Origin of the sequence: Hydrotalea sandarakina, from assembly GCF_003254115.1 — a bacterium.
Classification (GTDB): Bacteria; Bacteroidota; Bacteroidia; order Chitinophagales; family Chitinophagaceae; genus Hydrotalea; species Hydrotalea sandarakina.
In genome coordinates this window covers 168,308-185,236 of the sequence record NZ_QKZV01000002.1, presented here as the reverse complement: position 1 = coordinate 185,236, position 16,929 = coordinate 168,308, and the positions used below count along the sequence as shown (strand labels likewise).

The 16,929-nt window shown below is 34.9% G+C and carries 17 protein-coding genes; 4 read left to right on the top strand and 13 right to left on the bottom strand.

Features of this window, described 5'->3' with window-relative positions; all coding sequences use genetic code 11:
* The first annotated feature begins 52 nt into the window (after nt 1-52).
* On the top strand, nt 53-1,708 hold the full coding sequence (gene recN / locus LX80_RS03735) for a DNA repair protein RecN (protein WP_111293718.1): 1,656 nt from the start codon (nt 53-55) through the stop codon (nt 1,706-1,708).
* A 107-nt stretch (nt 1,709-1,815) separates the two neighbouring features.
* Nucleotides 1,816-2,631, top strand: a complete 816-nt coding sequence (locus LX80_RS03730; RefSeq protein ID WP_111293717.1) for an enoyl-ACP reductase FabI — start codon at nt 1,816-1,818, stop codon at nt 2,629-2,631.
* 151 nt (nt 2,632-2,782) lie between these two features.
* On the opposite strand, the gene LX80_RS03725 is transcribed toward LX80_RS03730, so the two are convergent.
* Nucleotides 2,783-3,004, bottom strand: coding sequence for a DUF2795 domain-containing protein (locus LX80_RS03725; RefSeq protein WP_111293716.1), 222 nt, complete (start codon nt 3,002-3,004; stop codon nt 2,783-2,785).
* A 137-nt stretch (nt 3,005-3,141) separates the two neighbouring features.
* On the opposite strand from LX80_RS03725, the gene LX80_RS03720 reads away from it, so the two are divergent.
* Nucleotides 3,142-3,795, top strand: a complete 654-nt coding sequence (locus tag LX80_RS03720; protein WP_111293715.1) for an ABC transporter ATP-binding protein — start codon at nt 3,142-3,144, stop codon at nt 3,793-3,795.
* 14 nt (nt 3,796-3,809) lie between these two features.
* Here LX80_RS03720 and LX80_RS03715 read toward each other — a convergent pair whose 3' ends face one another.
* The 4 genes from LX80_RS03715 to LX80_RS03700 form a co-directional block, all read right to left on the bottom strand.
* Entirely contained in the window at nt 3,810-4,385 is a 576-nt protein-coding gene (locus tag LX80_RS03715; protein WP_211307692.1) for a cob(I)yrinic acid a,c-diamide adenosyltransferase, read from the bottom strand.
* Between the two features lie 89 nt (nt 4,386-4,474).
* Nucleotides 4,475-5,182 (bottom strand): ABC transporter ATP-binding protein, encoded by a 708-nt coding sequence (locus LX80_RS03710; RefSeq protein ID WP_111293714.1) that lies wholly within the window; start codon nt 5,180-5,182, stop codon nt 4,475-4,477.
* A 16-nt stretch (nt 5,183-5,198) separates the two neighbouring features.
* Complete coding sequence (gene gatC / locus LX80_RS03705; RefSeq protein WP_111293713.1) at nt 5,199-5,489, bottom strand: Asp-tRNA(Asn)/Glu-tRNA(Gln) amidotransferase subunit GatC; 291 nt, start codon at nt 5,487-5,489, stop codon at nt 5,199-5,201.
* A 144-nt stretch (nt 5,490-5,633) separates the two neighbouring features.
* Nucleotides 5,634-6,095 carry a thioredoxin family protein gene (locus LX80_RS03700; RefSeq protein WP_111293712.1) on the bottom strand — a complete coding sequence of 154 codons (462 nt, stop codon included), beginning with the start codon at nt 6,093-6,095 and terminating at the stop codon, nt 5,634-5,636.
* Nucleotides 6,096-6,273: 178 nt separating this feature from the next.
* Here LX80_RS03700 and LX80_RS03695 point away from each other — a divergent pair, with 178 nt between their 5' ends.
* Nucleotides 6,274-6,594: an RNA recognition motif domain-containing protein gene (locus LX80_RS03695; RefSeq protein ID WP_111293711.1), complete on the top strand. Its 321-nt coding sequence runs from the start codon at nt 6,274-6,276 to the stop codon at nt 6,592-6,594.
* A 51-nt stretch (nt 6,595-6,645) separates the two neighbouring features.
* On the opposite strand, the gene LX80_RS03690 is transcribed toward LX80_RS03695, so the two are convergent.
* The 8 genes from LX80_RS03690 to mnmE form a co-directional block, all read right to left on the bottom strand.
* A complete protein-coding gene (locus LX80_RS03690; protein ID WP_111293710.1) occupies nt 6,646-7,755 on the bottom strand; it encodes a BamA/TamA family outer membrane protein in 1,110 nt (369 codons plus the stop codon).
* Nucleotides 7,756-7,761: 6 nt separating this feature from the next.
* The gene (locus tag LX80_RS03685; protein ID WP_111293709.1) at nt 7,762-9,117 is read right to left on the bottom strand and encodes a S41 family peptidase; all 1,356 of its coding nucleotides are present in this window, start codon (nt 9,115-9,117) and stop codon (nt 7,762-7,764) included.
* Between the two features lie 111 nt (nt 9,118-9,228).
* Nucleotides 9,229-9,987: a hypothetical protein gene (locus tag LX80_RS03680; RefSeq protein WP_111293708.1), complete on the bottom strand. Its 759-nt coding sequence runs from the start codon at nt 9,985-9,987 to the stop codon at nt 9,229-9,231.
* Between the two features lie 102 nt (nt 9,988-10,089).
* Nucleotides 10,090-10,449: a DUF488 domain-containing protein gene (locus LX80_RS03675; RefSeq protein ID WP_111293984.1), complete on the bottom strand. Its 360-nt coding sequence runs from the start codon at nt 10,447-10,449 to the stop codon at nt 10,090-10,092.
* 79 nt (nt 10,450-10,528) lie between these two features.
* On the bottom strand, nt 10,529-13,300 hold the full coding sequence (acnA, locus tag LX80_RS03670; protein ID WP_111293707.1) for an aconitate hydratase AcnA: 2,772 nt from the start codon (nt 13,298-13,300) through the stop codon (nt 10,529-10,531).
* Between the two features lie 138 nt (nt 13,301-13,438).
* On the bottom strand, nt 13,439-14,134 hold the full coding sequence (locus LX80_RS03665; protein ID WP_111293706.1) for a uracil-DNA glycosylase family protein: 696 nt from the start codon (nt 14,132-14,134) through the stop codon (nt 13,439-13,441).
* Between the two features lie 74 nt (nt 14,135-14,208).
* Nucleotides 14,209-15,303 (bottom strand): ACR3 family arsenite efflux transporter, encoded by a 1,095-nt coding sequence (gene arsB / locus LX80_RS03660; protein ID WP_111293705.1) that lies wholly within the window; start codon nt 15,301-15,303, stop codon nt 14,209-14,211.
* 156 nt (nt 15,304-15,459) lie between these two features.
* Nucleotides 15,460-16,851 (bottom strand): tRNA uridine-5-carboxymethylaminomethyl(34) synthesis GTPase MnmE, encoded by a 1,392-nt coding sequence (gene mnmE, locus LX80_RS03655; RefSeq protein WP_111293704.1) that lies wholly within the window; start codon nt 16,849-16,851, stop codon nt 15,460-15,462.
* Nucleotides 16,852-16,929 lie beyond the last annotated feature (78 nt).

Below are 16,929 nucleotides of genomic sequence, written 5' to 3'. Positions count from 1 at the left end.
TTCACTTAATTTGCATTTTGTTGATTAGTAGTAATTTTTTATTGTGCTGAACATGCTGCAAAAATTATTCATACAAAACTATGTGTTGATTGATTCGGTAACCATTGAACCGAATGCACATTTAAATATTATTACCGGTGAAACCGGAGCCGGAAAAAGTATTTTAATGGGTGCCTTAAACTTAATTTTAGGCGAAAGAGTAGATAGTAATGTGCTGATTAATCCTGATAAAAAATGCGTAATAGAAGGTAGTTTTATAACTGAAAACAATGCAGCTGTTAGCAATTTTTTAAAAGAAAATGAGCTGGATATTGATACCATTTTACTGCTACGCAGAGAAATAGCACCCAACGGAAAGTCGAGAGCATTTATTAATGATACACCGGTTAGCCTGCAGCAACTAAAAGCATTGGGCAATTTATTGGTTGATTTACACCAACAGTTCGACACATTGGATTTAGCTAAAGCCGACTTCCAACGGCAGGTCATTGACGCATTAGCGCAGTTAAACGACACTTTAAAGCAATATCAATCTATTTATAAAAGCTGGCAAAGCAATTCACAACAATTACAGCAATTACAAAATCAAAAAGAACAATTTGAAAAAGAAGCCGACTATAATCGTTTTTTGCTTGAAGAATTAACCGCGCTGCAATTAATACCCAATGAATTAGAAAATTTAGATCAGGAATTAAAATTATTGAGCAACAGTGAAGGCATTAAAGCAGCTTTAAATGGTATTGTTGAGCTTTTAATGGAAAGTGAGCAACCTATTATACAACAACTAAAACAAATGATGCAGCAACTACAAGCATATCAAAATATGCACACGGATTTGCCAAGCATCATTGAACGACTTACAGCTGCTCACATTGAATTAAAAGATATTGCCAATGAAGTAAACAGACTCAATGATCATATTTCATTTGACGTAAATAGAATTGCAGAAATTGAAGAAAGATTGGCAGCCGGATATAAATTATTAAAAAAACATAATGTTTCAAATACCAATGCTTTATTGGAATTACAAGAGCAACTAACCCATCGTTTAAATGAGGTGTTGGCAATAGATGATAATATTATAGCCTTGCAACAGAAAGTGCATGCCCAAAAAAATGAAGTAATTGCTTTAGCTGAAAAAATTTCTGCAGCAAGGAAGAAAGCAATTCCACCTTTCCAACAACAAGTAAACAATTTATTAAAACAGGTTGGCATGCCCAATGCCCGCATACTCGTACAACTTCAACCCATGCAACCGGGAGAATTTGGGGCAGATGAAATAGAGTTTTTATTTGATGCGAACAATACCAACAAATTCGAATCATTAAAAAAAGTGGCAAGTGGTGGTGAGCTAAGCCGATTAATGCTTTGCATAAAATCATTAGTAGCACAATACATTGATTTACCTACTTTAATTTTCGACGAAATTGATACCGGTATCAGTGGCGAAGCTGCCAAACAGGTGGGCATTATAATGAAGCAATTAGCCGGTAAACGACAAATCATTTGCATTACCCATCAACCACAAATGGCAGGCAAGGCAGACGCACATTTCTTTGTGTATAAGGAAACAGATAAAGCTACAACAAAAACACAAATACGCTTATTAAATAAAGAGGAAAGAATAATGGCCATTGCACAAATGTTGGGTGGTGAACAACCCGGTGCAGCCGCTGTACAAACTGCCAAAGAAATGATGCAAGTTTAATTTGCCCGTTGGCTTTTGAACAAAATTGAAAGCACATTGAAATTTGTAGTATTAAATCTTTATGTTTGGGCTTTTAATTCATATACCATTCACGAAAAATACAAACTATGGCATACAACTTATTAAAAGGGAAAAGAGGGATAATTACCGGAGCTTTAGATGAAAACTCTATTGCATGGAAAGTGGCTGAAAAAGCGCATGAAGAAGGCGCCACTTTTGTATTAACCAATGCACCCATTGCTATGCGTATGGGCCAAATTAATGCATTAGCCGAAAAAACAGGTTCAACCATTATTCCTGCCGATGCTACCAATGTTGATGAACTAACTAATTTATTTTCGAAAAGCCAAGAAGTATTGGGTGGTAAAATTGATTTTGTGTTACACTCCATTGGCATGAGCGTGAATATTCGTAAAAACATTCCTTATACAGCCCTCAACTACGACTATTTTTTAAAAGGAATTGATGTGTCAGCTTTATCACTGCATAAAATGCTGGCTGTAGCTAAAAAGTTAGATGCCATTAATGAATGGGGAAGTGTGGTGGCTTTAACTTATGCAGCTGCCCAACGCACTTATCCTTTTTATACGGATATGGCTGATATAAAAGCTATGTTAGAATCAATTGCCAGAAGCTTTGGCTACCACTATGGTGTTGAGAAAAAAGTACGTATTAACACAGTATCACAATCACCCACCAAAACCACTGCAGGAACAGGTATTAAAGGCTTTGGCGATTTCTTTGATTATGCAAACGCTATTGCGCCATTAGGCAATGCTTCTGCAGAAGATTGCGCCAATTTTTGTATTACCTTATTCTCTGACCTAACCCGCATGGTTACTATGCAAAACATTTTCCACGATGGCGGCTACTCTTCAACCGGCGTAAGCAATGCAATTATGGAAAAAATGGGTTTAGAGTAAATAAAAAATAAAAAGCATACTTGAAAGGTTCAATGCGCACCATGTGCTTGAACCTTTTTAGTTAAAAAAGTGAACTAACGAACGTTCTTTATTCATAAAAAAACCACCTGTTCAGGTGGTTTTATGTATTTAAAATGAGGTAGGTTGTGTTTTAGTATTCATCTTCATTAAACATGAAATCTTCCTGACTTGGGTAATCGGGCCAAATGTCTTCAATACTTTCATAAATTTCTCCTTCGTCATCTAATTCCTGCAAATTTTCAACCACCTCTATAGGTGCACCACTGCGGATAGAGTAATCAATCAACTCATCTTTAGTAGCAGGCCATGGTGCCTCTTCCAGATAACTTGCCAGTTCTAATGTCCAGAACATATTTAAAAATTTTGTGCAAAAGTAACCGTATCTGCGAAACTACCAAAATGGGTTTACACGTATTTTTGAAATGTTTAAAAAAAATGATAAAATGATAAAATTTAACCGATGTTTACACGGTTATTTGTCAGAAGCCTATGTTAGTTGCAAAAAATATTATTAAAAACTACGACCAATTGAAGGTATTAAAGGGGGTTAATTTAGAGATAAAACAGGGTGAAATTGTGTCGATTGTTGGCTCATCCGGTGCCGGCAAAAGCACTTTATTGCACATTTTAGGCACCTTAGATGCTTTGGACGAAGGTGAAATTTGGTTAAACAATCAACCATTACACCTATTAAAAGGGAAAAAATTAGCCGCTTATCGCAATCAACATATTGGCTTTGTTTTTCAATTTCACCACCTATTACCCGAATTTTCCGCACTGGAGAATGTTTGTGTGCCCGGCTGGATTTTAAAACGCAGTAATAAAGAATTGCAAACCCATGCTACCGAACTACTCACTTTATTGGGATTAGCAAATAGGTTACACAATAAACCGGGCGAGTTAAGCGGCGGCGAGCAACAACGCGTTGCAGTAGCCAGGGCTTTAATTAACAGGCCCGATATTGTATTTGCCGATGAGCCCACTGGTAACTTAGATAGTGCCAATGCAAAAGATTTACACGACTTGTTTTTACGCCTGCAACAAGAACTGGGTCATACTTTTTTAATAGTTACACACAATGAAGAATTAGCAGCACTAAGCAACCGCGTATTACATATGAAAGATGGCCTAATAGTTTCTTAACAATATTTGTTGATTTAAGAAATCCTGGGCTTCCACGCCACTTCGGGAACATGCAAGCTGTGACCAATATAACGTGCTAACACAAACAAATAATCGCTTAAACGATTGAGATATTGAAGAACCAATGGCGGCATAAACAAGTTTTGCAATTGCATGGCCACACATAAACGTTCTGCCCTGCGACAAACACAGCGAGCAATATGTGCCGTAGATACAGCAACATGTCCCCCGGGCAAAATAAAATGCTTCATTTCGGGTAATTCACGCTGCATATCATCTATGCGTTGTTCTAACCAATGCACATCATTTTCAGTTAAATCGGGCAACTTCATGCGGGTTTCTTTATCAGGATCGCAGGCTAATGCCGAGCCAATAGTAAATAACCGATCTTGAATTTCTTTCAAATCAATATTTAATGGTTTTAATGCATCAAAGGTTAAAAGGTGATCATTCAATAATCCTATAAATGAATTCAATTCATCAATAGTACCATAGCTTTCAATTCGCAAATGACTTTTAGGAACCTTAGTTCCACCAATTAAGCTGGTATTACCTGCATCACCGGTTTTTGTATAAATTTTAATTGACATATTTTTATGGAATATACATGCGTATGTTCAATACAAATGTATTCTTTAAAAAGTTTGAAAACACAGAAAATAAATTTGAAGAAAAGATTTTAAATGAAGGCCGGATGGGCATCGGGCTGCTTATTATCGCTTTCAATTAAACCATCGCGTAAGCGTATAATTCGCTTGGCATAATGCGCAATATCTTCTTCATGCGTAACCAGCACAACAGTGTTTCCTGCTTCCTGAATTTTTCCAAAAATTTCCATTACTTCAACCGAGGTTTTAGAATCGAGATTTCCGGTAGGTTCATCAGCTAATAAAATAGAGGGGTTATTAACAATAGCACGGGCTATGGCTACTCTTTGTATTTGTCCACCACTTAATTCATTTGATTTATGATGGCTACGTTCACCTAAACCTACTTTTTGCAGGGCTTCAATAGCGCGTTCCATTCTTTCTTTTTTTCCAACACCTGCATAAATTAAAGGTAAAGCCACATTTTCCGCAGCAGTTAATCTGGGTAACAAATTAAATTGCTGAAATACAAAGCCAATTTCTTTATTACGAACATCTGCCAGCTTATCATCGGGCATTTTACTTACATCTTGCCCATTAAGTATATAGTGGCCTGAAGTTGGGGAATCTAAGCAGCCCAAAATGTTCATTAACGTACTTTTTCCACTACCCGATGGTCCCATTAATGCAACATATTCATTTTTTTGTATGGAAAGGCTAATACCCTTCAGCACTTTAATTACCTGGTTACCCATGTAATAATTTTTTTCAATATTTTGAAGCTGAATAACAGTTTCCATACAAATAATATTTTCTTTATTTTTTTATAACAGTGGGCACTTCAAAAAATTCATCGGTATGTAATGGTGCATTCTTTAAAGCCTGCTGTTGGGTTATTTCATCATTCACTTCATCTTCCCGAAACACATTCATGGCCTGCCCCACATACATGAGCGGCTGCACATCTGATGTATCAATAGCTTGCAATTGCTCCACAAAACCAATCATATTTTCTAAATCGTTAATCACTTCAGGCATCTCATTTTCTGCAATGGTTAAGCGCGACAAATGCGCCAATTTTTCCACCAAATTTTTATTTACTTCCATAATGAAGAATATTTTAAATAGTTGCAACCAAGCCGAATGCTTCAAAAATAAACGAAAACCTTTAAAAACCTTTTACAGCTTTATATTAACGGTAAATTTAGCTGATTAATACAACAATAAACGGGTGAGACAGATTTTCCTTAACTACTTTTGAGTTTTGGCTAATGCTGCATTGGCAAACTTTAAAAATGCTTTAGGGCCCATGTAGCCCATGGTATATAACACCGGCTTTCCCGAGGCATCAGTAAATACCAAAGTGGGATAAGCCGTTACACCAAAATAACGAGCCACTTGTGGGCCAATTGTTTTTTCGGCATCAATAGATAGATTAATAAAATGAGTATTTAAAAACTCGGCCACTTTTGCATTGGTAAAGGTTTTTTGTTGTAGCATTTTACAAGGCCCACACCAAGTTGCATAAACATCAACAAATATTAGTTTATTAGCCTCCTTGGCTTGCTGCTTGGCCAAATTCCAATCTTGTTCAATAAATGCAACTTTATGTTCGTTGGCATTTTGTGTAATAACACCATTAGAAGCATGGTGATTAAAAGTGAAAAAAGAAAAATTTAGAATTAAAAATATTTTCAATAAATAGATGTTCATGCAAAAACGTATTCAGTCGAAATTAAACAAATTGCATTATTAAGTGGGCATATTTAATGGAAAAAGAATAATCCGACAATTAAATTTAACGATACAACTATAACGATTTGCTAAATGATTTAAAATAGCAAGTGAAGCATTTATTGATTATTTTTGTAACTAATTTCAAACCGTAACTATGAAGCTTTTTATTGGTGGCCTGCCAGGCGATATTGATGAAACCGATTTGAGGGAAATGTTTGAATTGTATGGTGACGTTAGATCGGCCATAGTTGTAAAAGACAAACAAACCGGCAAAAGCAAAGGATTTGGTTTTGTAGAAATGCCTAACGAACATGAAGCAAAAGAAACCATTGAATTATTGAATGGCGTAAAAATGCTCGGTAAAAAAATTTCTGTAACGCAAGCCGAAGAAAATAATAGAAACAGTAGCAGTAATAATCGTTTCCAACAAAATCGGCCTATGAATAACAACAGGCCGAATAAAAGAAACTATTAAGTAAATAACAGTACACAATTTCACGCAAAAAAATTTAGTGTATTACTTTTGCTAAAACGCTTCAGCTAAATTTACATAAAAGTTAGTAGCACCGCCGCTTCTAGCCACATCAATACGAATATTTATTTTATTATTTTTCGTAATTCTTCGCCTAAACCCTATTCCATAGCTTGAATGTACATTGTCCAAATCCAATTCATTCATGGTATTAGCCACTTTTCCTAATGCAGCAAATGTTGTGAAGCCCCATTTTTTACTGAATTGATAGCGCCATTCGGATTGTGCGGCTAAAAGATAATTATCGCGATACCTACCTGCATACAAACCACGCATCATATTACTACCCCCTAAAGCAGCAGTTTGCCAAAAAGGTACATTGCCTGAATTACCCTGATACAATAATTGACCCGCCAATACAGTTTTACTATTGGTGCGAAAATAGTAGCGAGCATCAACATTTGATTTGACAAAATTATAAGCACTGCCAAATTGTTGATTAAAGCTTACAACATTTGCACATAAATACCATCCCTTTGTTGCATTAAAAGCATTATCACGGTTATCGTGTAAAATACTTGCACCGAGTCCTAATGTGTAACCACCACTGTTCCCCAATTCCGGCAAGGGAATTTTATTAGGATCATTCGCATGAATACTAAAATAATCAAGCATATTAATAACTCCACCCACATACCAATAAGGTTTAATTTGTTGATACCATTCAATGTTAACACGCAATGAATGCGTTGAAATAAGTTGTGATAAGGAATCGGGTGTCGTATTGCCCAATCCATAAAAATATTCCGGAAAATTTTTATACACTGTATTGGCTAACAATAAGTTTTTATTGTTATGAAAATAATGTCGCAATGCAGCATCCAAAATAGTTTGCTGATTGAAGGTATAAATAGCGGTTAATTGCAAGTAAGAAGTATCTGACGAAGGTTTTTGATAACTGCATATTCCGCTAATACCCAAAGCAACATTCGTTTCCGGTGCATATGTAATTACCGGTACAAAAAAGATACGAGATTTGGGTAAAGTATCATTTATAGTACCATTATGATAAATAATACTATTGCTGCAGAGTTGAATAGTGGCCATGGCTGAGTTATTGAAAGACAAATACCAGACAAAAAAGAGAAAATAAATTTTTTTCATATAAAATTATTTAACTTGAGTTAACAGATATTGAATTGCTGCGTTTAACACCTCATCTTTACCGGAACGAATTCCGGCAAGTGTAGCACTTACCTGAACATCGGGAATAACACCTACACCAACAAATTCAGTTCCATTCGCCATTACATCACGCTTGGTGCAAATAAAACCCAAACCGCCGCCCGGTAAGTTATATCCCAAAGGTTGACCGGTACTTCCCCCTGTGGGAGATCCAAATATTTTTCCGCGTTGCATTTGTTTATAGGCAACAGTAAAATCTTCAGCGGCAGAATAAGTTGCAGCAGAAGTTAATACTGCCACAGGATTACTATACAAAACTTTTTTGTAAGGTTTCCAATCATCCGTTTCTAATTGTAAAGCAACAGCACCATCACCCCATGCCCTTTGCGAAGGACGATACGTATGCAAAACATTTAACGAAGTAAGAAAAGGCTTATCGGTTAAGCATCCTAAAACTTCATAGCCAATATTACTATTACCCCCACCATTTAAGCGCACATCAATAATTAAAGCTTTTGATTTTTGAATAGCAGGAAAAAGACTATCAAAACTTTTCACAATATCATCGCTTTCAAAGCTATTAACAATTAAATAGCCAATATTATTGGGCAATACAGAATATATAATTTTAGGTAAAAAGAAATTAGAAGAGCGAGTAAAAGTTTTAGTAACGATACGATTGTTAACATCTTGAAATGTTAGCTGCACTTTACTACCCCGTAACCCTTTAAACAATTCGTAAGTGTATATTCTGCTAATACTATCCTGCGGTGTTGAAAAATGAATGTAAGGGCTTATGTTTTCTTTAATATATTGCTGAATGGGAATGTTATCAATTGCAGTAATGATGGTACCCGGCGTTACAGATTGATACGCAGTATCATTACTCAAATTTTTTATAACTACTACTTTATTATCTATATTTCCGCAAATGAAAGGTAGTTTATCATTTTCTTTTAAAAAATAATACAATGGCTCAATGATACGTGAATGGCCATCGCGCAACAGTTGATTCATTTGCTGTAATACTCTGTACGATTCCTTAATGTTTTTAGTTGCCAGCATCTTTGGCAGAAATGCCTTATACACACTATCCCAATTTAAATAAGGTACTTTATCAAAATTGGCAAAGTTGAATTTAGCCTCATACCAAACTTTACTAATTGCTTCAATCTTTTCTTCATCACTCAATGAGGTAACATGCGTAGAAGAATCAATAGTCATTGACGGAAATAGTTTATTATAATATTGATTATAAGTTGCGGAATCAAACTTTGCTTGTGCACTTAATTGCAAAGCAAAAAAAAGCATGAAACCAAATAAGCTAAAATACTTTTTCATATTGATATATTTAGTGATGACAGAAATTTGAAAGTGCGAAATAAAATATTGGATTGAAGATGTCGAAGTATAAACGGAAGAATGCCTCAAAAAACAGGAGCAATGACAGATTTACGCGTTTAGAAGTAATTTATATCTGTATTTACCGTTAAAGTACTCTTTCATTTTTATTACGTTATGGGTTTTAACATCTACCCACCAAATACTATAATTATGAGAATTGGGATAATTAATTCTTATTTGGTAGCAAGGAATAGATTTTTGCGCATAACGAGATATTGTAGTCATCCCTTCAACGGTGTACAAATAATAAAACGGAAGTATAGTAGAACCTGGATGATAGAAATTGATGACGAAGGATTTTCCTATCTGTAAAGGCAAAATGGAAAAAGTTTCCAAATCTAACTCCCAGTTAAATATGGGATGCGCTACTGCCAACTTAAATTTTTTATTACTAATTAAAGAATCTGTATAAATTAATTGCGGAGTAAACAAATAATGTTCTGTATGTTGTGGCCTACCAATTGCAGAAAGAATGGTATGGTGTAATGTGGGCAAAAATGTGTGCGCATCTACTTCAGAATGAATAGTTCTAACAAAAAGCTGGCTGTCTAAACTGAACCATTTTTGATCAATTACAATAGGCTCATTGGAATGATGTGGCAAAGCAATATTTCTTTCCCATATATACACACCTGATTTTTTTTGCGTAGCTGAATCCTCACTGTAAACTAAATATTTTCGTTGACCGGAATGTAAATTTTTCAGATGGAAATGTTTGTAATGGAAATCAACGGTATCAACACTTTGGGCGGTTGAAATGTAGAAGCTACTTAAACAAATAAAAACAATAAGATTTTTGAGTACCATATTTTTTTAACAAATATGGAAACAGCTACTTAAAGAAAGTATTTAAATCCGGACGAATAACAGATTTGCCTTGACGAAGGGTAAAAAACTATGGAATTAAAATTATTTTTTCAGATGTTGCAAAAATTGAAATAATACAACTGCCTGATTATGTTCTACATCTTTTGCACCAAACAATAAAGTGCATTTTTGCTTAGAAGCAATTTCTATTAATGTATGTACTGCATCATTATTTTGTTTCAATTCAGTTTGATATTTTTCAACAAAAGCGGGCCACTTACTAATATCATGCGCAAACCATTTACGTAATGCAGTAGAAGGTGCAATATTTTTTAGCCAAACATCAACTTTAGCTTTTTCTTTAGTAAGGCCTCTGGGCCAAACTCTATCTACTAATATTCGTAAACCATCATTATCAGAAGGTGGATCGTAAACACGTTTTAAAACAATATTTTTTTTCATAAAATAAATTTTAAAAACGCCCATACACAATGGTGTAGGGCGTTTTTAGAAAGAGGATATGCTTTGAAAATTAAATGATTTATTGCTTTAAAAACTGACGCAAAACATATTGAAGAATACCTCCATGCTTGTAATATTCCACTTCAATATCAGAATCTAAGCGGGCAACAACTTTAAACTGAATAGTTTTACCCGCATCGTTAGTGGCGGTAACATCTAATTGCTTTAAGGGCTTTAAATTTTCGGCAATACCGGTAATTGAAAAAGTTTCTTTACCGGTTAGGCCCAGTGTTTCAGCATTTTCACCGTTTAAATATTGCAATGGCAATACACCCATACCTACTAAATTACTACGGTGTATTCTTTCATAACTCTCCGCAATTACAGCTTTAATTCCTAACAAAAAAGTACCTTTCGCAGCCCAATCTCTGGAAGAGCCACTACCATACTCCTTCCCAGCCAAAACTATTAAAGGTGTATGTTGTGCTTTGTATTTCATGGCCACTTCATATACGGTCATTTCTTCGTTTGTAGGCAAATAAACCGAGTAGCCTCCTTCTTTAGTAGCAATTTTGTTTTTTATACGAACGTTAGCAAATGTACCCCGCACCATTACTTCATCATGTCCGCGACGTGAGCCATAAGAGTTAAACTCTGCTTTTGGAACCCCCCTGCTAATTAAATATTTTCCTGCAGCAGAATTTTCGGAAAATGAACCGGCAGGTGAAATATGGTCGGTGGTAATACTATCACCTAACATAAGCAGCACTCTGGCTTTTTCAATATTTTGGAATGGAGCAGGCTCATTGGGCATATCCTGGAAAAAGGGTGCTTGCTTAATGTATGTTGATTCGGGATTCCATTGATATACCTTATCATTTGAAATAGATAAATTTTGCCAAATAGCATTACCATCAAAAATAGTTTTGTAATTATTTTCAAAATCTTTTGGTGAAAGCACTTTTTGCATAATGGCATTGATTTCATCATTGCTTGGCCATATATCTTTCAAGTAAACAGGATGCATGTTTTTATCATAACTAATCGGCTCATTCATCAAATCGATATCAACCCTTCCTGCTAAAGCATAAACTACTACCAACATGGGCGACATCAGGAAATTCATTTTTACTTGCGGATGAATTCTTGCTTCAAAATTTCTATTCCCTGATAATACTGAGGCTACTACCAAATCATTATCCTCAATGGCCTTTGCAATATGAAAAGGTAACGGACCGGAATTACCGATGCAAGAAGTACAACCATATCCTACTACATGAAATTGTAATGCTTCTAAATCAGTAAGCAAATCCGCTTTCTTCAAGTAATCAGTTACTACTTTGGAACCCGGTGCGAGAGATGTTTTAACCCAAGGTTTAACATCAATACCCATTGCACGTGCCTTGCGTGCAACCAATCCGGCACCCAACATTACATAAGGGTTGGAAGTATTGGTGCAAGAAGTAATTGCGGCAATAACCACAGCACCATCATTTAACATAAATTGTTCTTCACCCAAGCTTACCCAAACTTTTTTCATTCCATTTTCCACTTCTACATCAACCACATTTGCCGGTTCATTATCCTGTACATACATGGGCTGACTACCGCCCTCGCCTTTCCATTTTTCAAGAATGGTATCATTAGTTGCAATATATTCCCGTCCAAATCCGGATTTTAATAATTGAACGAAAGTTGGTTTAAAATCTTTTAATAAAATTTTGTCTTGCGGACGTTTAGGGCCGGATACTGTTGGCGAAACAGTTGATAAATCAAGTGTCAGAACATCTGTGTAATGAATATCTTCATTGCCGGTTCGCCACAACATATTGGCTTTGCAGTAATCTTCTACTAATGCCAATTGCTCAGCAGAACGATTACTTAAACGCATATATTCTATAGTTTTATCGTCAATAGGAAAGTAAGTAATGGTACAACCAAATTCTGGTGACATATTACCGATTGTTGCTCTATCAGGAACCGTTAAGCTGTCCAATCCATCGCCAAATACTTCTACAAATTTTCCTACAACACCATATTTGCGCAATAATGCTGCAATAGTTAATACCATATCTGTTGCAGTAGTACCTACCGGTAGTTTTCCTGTTAATTTTAAACCTATTACCTCGGGCATAATAAAATATACCGGTTGTCCTAACAAAGCAGCTTCTGCTTCAATACCACCCACACCCCAAGCTACCACGCCAATACCATTTACCATGGGTGTATGGCTATCGGTTCCAACTAAAGTATCAGGGAATACTAATCCATCTCTATCTATTACACCTTTGGATAAATATTCCAAATTCACCTGATGACAAATGCCCATTCCCGGGGGTACTACACTGAAATTATTAAATGACTTTTGTGCCCATTTTAAAAATTTGTAACGCTCCTCATTACGCGTATATTCCTCTTCCATGTTTTTATTGTAGGCATATTCTGTTCCAAAATAATCAACCTGAACAGAGTGATCTATTACAAGGTCAACGGGAATAAGTGGATTGATAATATCAGGATTTTTACCTTTTTCAGCAATGGCTGTCCGTAAGGAAGCAATATCTACTACGGCAGGTACGCCTGTAAAATCTTGCATTAAAACTCTTGCAGGTTTAAAGGGAATATCTTTATCTGAAGCCTTTGGTTGCCAGTTTAAAAGTGTTGCCACATTTTCTTTAGTAATAGCAAAATCATCAAAATTTCTTAACACGTTTTCTAAAAGAATGCGAATTGAAAATGGCATTTTTTCAATATTGTAACCCTGTTTTTGTAATTCAGGGAGACTATAGTAGGTGAAACTCCCTTTTGCCGTATTTAATTGTCGGGTAATTTTCAAATAATCATTTTGCATAACTGAACATTTATGAATTTTATAATTTCTAACTAGAGAAGACAAAGAACTTGCGTAAAAAAAACATCATAAATTTACTTCATTTACCGGAAATATAGAAGTAAAAATGATAAACTAATTTTAAAACGTTTATAGTAATTATTTTACTGCTTGTTGCAAAAGCATTAAATATTTTTCAATATAGCTTTGCTTTTCAGCATGTTTGTATTGCATTATAAAACGTGGATGCTCTAAGGGAATTACTTCTTTAAACAACCTGAATTCCTCATTTAGCTGCTTCAAATAAGCATAGTTTTTACCGCTGCCCAAACAAAAAACAATATGGGTATGCAAGCCAAATTTTAATTGCTTTCTAATACTTTGCACAATAAATGGCTTTAAGGTATTTTTTAAATCAACATGATCATAGTAGTTATAGTTCAACCATTTATTATTCAATGATAGTTTGGCAAAGCCTAATGGCACAATGGAATTAATATAAAAATGCTTATAAAATGTTTCAACTCCCCCAAATGCCTTAATTACATCATATACAAACACGGAAGATGGCTCATGTGTTATTTTGCCTTTAAATTCAATTCCACAATCAGCAATTAATCTTTTTGAATCAGTAAAAGGAATACCTGTAACCGCTGCGCCGAAACGCCCGGGATTAATACCTATTATAAAAAAGCGCTGAAAATTATCGCTATAAAATTTTCGATAGAATTGTTCCATGGCCGTTAATGCATTCTTATCATTTTTAAATGGATTAAAGGCCATTATATTTTGAGGTAAGCTAAATGGAATATGCAGCTGCCGATTAAACCGAATAATTTTTTCAGAAAAAAGCATATATGGCTTATGATGTAGTTAAAGTTACAGCACAAACCATATTTAAATCATAAAATATCAATTGCGCAAATAATTTAGGTACTAATTTTATGCATATCTTTTGGGCGCATTATAAACCATTTATCCCTTATCCAGTAGGCTACATTAACCAACACAATTAAAGCGGGCACTTCAACCAAAGGGCCGATTACACCGGCAAATGCTTCTCCACTGGCAATTCCGAAAACTCCTATTGCCACTGCTATTGCTAATTCAAAATTATTGCCTGCCGCTGTAAATGCTATAGAGGTATTTACGGAGTAATCAACACCCATTTTTCTGCCAATTAAAAAGCTAATTATAAACATAATGGCAAAATAAATTACCAATGGTATTGCAACTCGAACAACATCAAAGGGTATTTGTACAATAAGTTCGCCTTTTAAACTAAACATTACAACTATCGTAAACAATAAAGCAATTAAGGTTATTGGCGATACAAATGGAATAAATTTTTTCTGATACCATGCTTCACCTTTCAATTGCAGTAAAAAATATCTTGTAAAAAATCCTGCAACAAAAGGAATACCTAAATATATAGCAACACTTTTAGCAATTTGAACAATGGTAATATGTACGGCAGTGGCTTTATATCCAAAAATCGGTGGAAGCACTGTAATAAATAAGTAAGCATATATACTATAAAAAAATACCTGAAATAAACTATTCAGTGCTACCAATCCGGCTGCATATTCGCGATTTCCTTCTGCTAATTCATTCCAAACAATTACCATAGCTATACAACGAGCTAACCCAATTAATATTAATCCTGTCATATATGCAGGATATCCATGCAGAAATATAATGGCAAGTATGAACATTAATATGGGACCAATTATCCAATTGAGCAGTAACGAAATACCCAGCACTTTTACATTTACAAAAACTTGGCGCAGTTGATTGTATTTAACTTTTGTAAAAGGGGGATACATCATTAAAATTAAACCAATGGCCAAAGGGATATTCGTTGTTCCTGATGACATACTATTGATATATGTTGCAGTTTTAGGATATAAATACCCAATTAAAATGCCTAATAACATTGCTAAGAAAATCCAAAGCGTTAAATAACGATCCAAAAAACTTAGCTTCTTTCTTTCGTGTGCCGGTGTACATGTATTGGTGGCCATAGAAATTTTTTTATTAATCGCAATATTACGATAAAAATATAAAGAAGTATTCACACCCTGTTATTATTTAATGAACTAAATGTCACCGCTATAAGCAACATAAGCCATACCGAATATGCATTAAAAGGTTAAAATATTTAACTGAAAGGGAGTAAATTATTTTCCGATACAAAATTTACTAAAAATAGCTCCTAAAATATCACGATCCGTTTCAATTTTACCTGTTATTGTACCTAAGAAATAAAGACAATGATTAATATCGATGGTGAGCAAATCGCCCGGTAAGTTTTGTTGTAATCCATTTTGAACTTCAACTAATGCATTTTTTAATTCAATTAGTGCATGATAGTGTCTAATATTCGTTATAATAGCTTGCTCAAAGTTTAGTTGACCACCAACAACCATATTATACAACAAATTTTTAATTGCATCGATGCCATTTTTTTGAAGCGCAGAAATAAAAATTTTTTGTTGAATAGGAAGATCAGCAAAATGATGCTGCATATATGCAAGGTTATTATCCAACAAATCGCATTTGTTACCAACGGCAATGCATTTGTATTGAAGTAAATTCCATTCATTAATTTGTTGCATTACAGTATCTAATGAATCATTTACATCAAACAAAAAAATTACAACATCAGTTTTTTCTAATGCTTTTTTACTTCTGGCAATGCCTATAGCTTCAATCTCATCTACTGTGTGGTTGCGGATACCGGCAGTATCAATTAATTTAAAAATAATTCCATTGATATTAATAGACTCTTCAACAGTATCACGGGTAGTTCCGGGTATGGCACTAACAATTGCACGTTCTTCATTTAATAAAGCATTTAAAAGTGTGCTTTTACCGGCATTTGGTTTTCCAACAATGGCAACATTTACTCCATTTTTTATGGCATTACCCAATGCAAATGATTGGATTAGATTGTTGGTTTGATTGTACAGTTGATTCAGTAATGCAACCAATTGAGACCTATCGGCAAAAGTTACATCTTCATCACTAAAATCAAGTTCTAATTGAATGAGGGCGGTAAAATGTATAAGTTGTTCGCGCATCTCATCTAAAACATGCTTAAAGCCACCCTTTAAGTTATGCATTGCCGCCCTGTGTGCAGCAGCTGCATTACTGGCAATTAAATCTGCTACAGCTTCTGCTTGGGTCAAATCCATTTTCCCGTTTAAAAAAGCACGTTGTGTAAATTCCCCGGGCATTGCCAATTGGGCACCGTGTTCAATGCACAATTGAATAATTTTTTCAATGATGTATGCTGATGCATGACAACTTATCTCAACCACATCTTCACCCGTATAACTTTTAGGCGCTTTGAACAAAGCAACTAACACTTCATCAATAACTTCATCATTATTTACAATTTCGCCAAAATGAAGGGTGTACCCTGCTTCACCAATCAGATTTTTGCCTTTAAAAAATGTAGAAACAATTGAAATAGCATCTTTACCACTTAACCGTATAACGGCAATGGCACCTTGTCCGTTACCCGTAGCTAATGCTACAATGGTTGTTGAAGGAGAAATGAGTTGCATGATTTTGAATAGATTAATGGCAGCAAAATAAGGAAATAAATAAGGTAAAAATGATTTATGCTCGGCACAAAAAAGCCT

Excerpts from the sequence above, each read along its gene's own strand:
- recN (WP_111293718.1), top strand. The coding sequence starts at position 53 with ATGCTGCAAAAATTATTCATACAAAACTATGTGTTGATTGATTCGGTA.
- LX80_RS03730 (WP_111293717.1), top strand. The coding sequence starts at position 1,816 with ATGGCATACAACTTATTAAAAGGGAAAAGAGGGATAATTACCGGAGCT.
- LX80_RS03725 (WP_111293716.1), bottom strand. The coding sequence starts at position 3,004 with ATGTTCTGGACATTAGAACTGGCAAGTTATCTGGAAGAGGCACCATGG.
- LX80_RS03720 (WP_111293715.1), top strand. The coding sequence starts at position 3,142 with ATGTTAGTTGCAAAAAATATTATTAAAAACTACGACCAATTGAAGGTA.
- LX80_RS03715 (WP_211307692.1), bottom strand. The coding sequence starts at position 4,385 with ATGTCAATTAAAATTTATACAAAAACCGGTGATGCAGGTAATACCAGC.
- LX80_RS03710 (WP_111293714.1), bottom strand. The coding sequence starts at position 5,182 with ATGGAAACTGTTATTCAGCTTCAAAATATTGAAAAAAATTATTACATG.
- gatC (WP_111293713.1), bottom strand. The coding sequence starts at position 5,489 with ATGGAAGTAAATAAAAATTTGGTGGAAAAATTGGCGCATTTGTCGCGC.
- LX80_RS03700 (WP_111293712.1), bottom strand. The coding sequence starts at position 6,095 with ATGAACATCTATTTATTGAAAATATTTTTAATTCTAAATTTTTCTTTT.
- LX80_RS03695 (WP_111293711.1), top strand. The coding sequence starts at position 6,274 with ATGAAGCTTTTTATTGGTGGCCTGCCAGGCGATATTGATGAAACCGAT.
- LX80_RS03690 (WP_111293710.1), bottom strand. The coding sequence starts at position 7,755 with ATGAAAAAAATTTATTTTCTCTTTTTTGTCTGGTATTTGTCTTTCAAT.
- LX80_RS03685 (WP_111293709.1), bottom strand. The coding sequence starts at position 9,117 with ATGAAAAAGTATTTTAGCTTATTTGGTTTCATGCTTTTTTTTGCTTTG.
- LX80_RS03680 (WP_111293708.1), bottom strand. The coding sequence starts at position 9,987 with ATGGTACTCAAAAATCTTATTGTTTTTATTTGTTTAAGTAGCTTCTAC.
- LX80_RS03675 (WP_111293984.1), bottom strand. The coding sequence starts at position 10,449 with ATGAAAAAAAATATTGTTTTAAAACGTGTTTACGATCCACCTTCTGAT.
- acnA (WP_111293707.1), bottom strand. The coding sequence starts at position 13,300 with ATGCAAAATGATTATTTGAAAATTACCCGACAATTAAATACGGCAAAA.
- LX80_RS03665 (WP_111293706.1), bottom strand. The coding sequence starts at position 14,134 with ATGCTTTTTTCTGAAAAAATTATTCGGTTTAATCGGCAGCTGCATATT.
- arsB (WP_111293705.1), bottom strand. The coding sequence starts at position 15,303 with ATGGCCACCAATACATGTACACCGGCACACGAAAGAAAGAAGCTAAGT.
- mnmE (WP_111293704.1), bottom strand. The coding sequence starts at position 16,851 with ATGCAACTCATTTCTCCTTCAACAACCATTGTAGCATTAGCTACGGGT.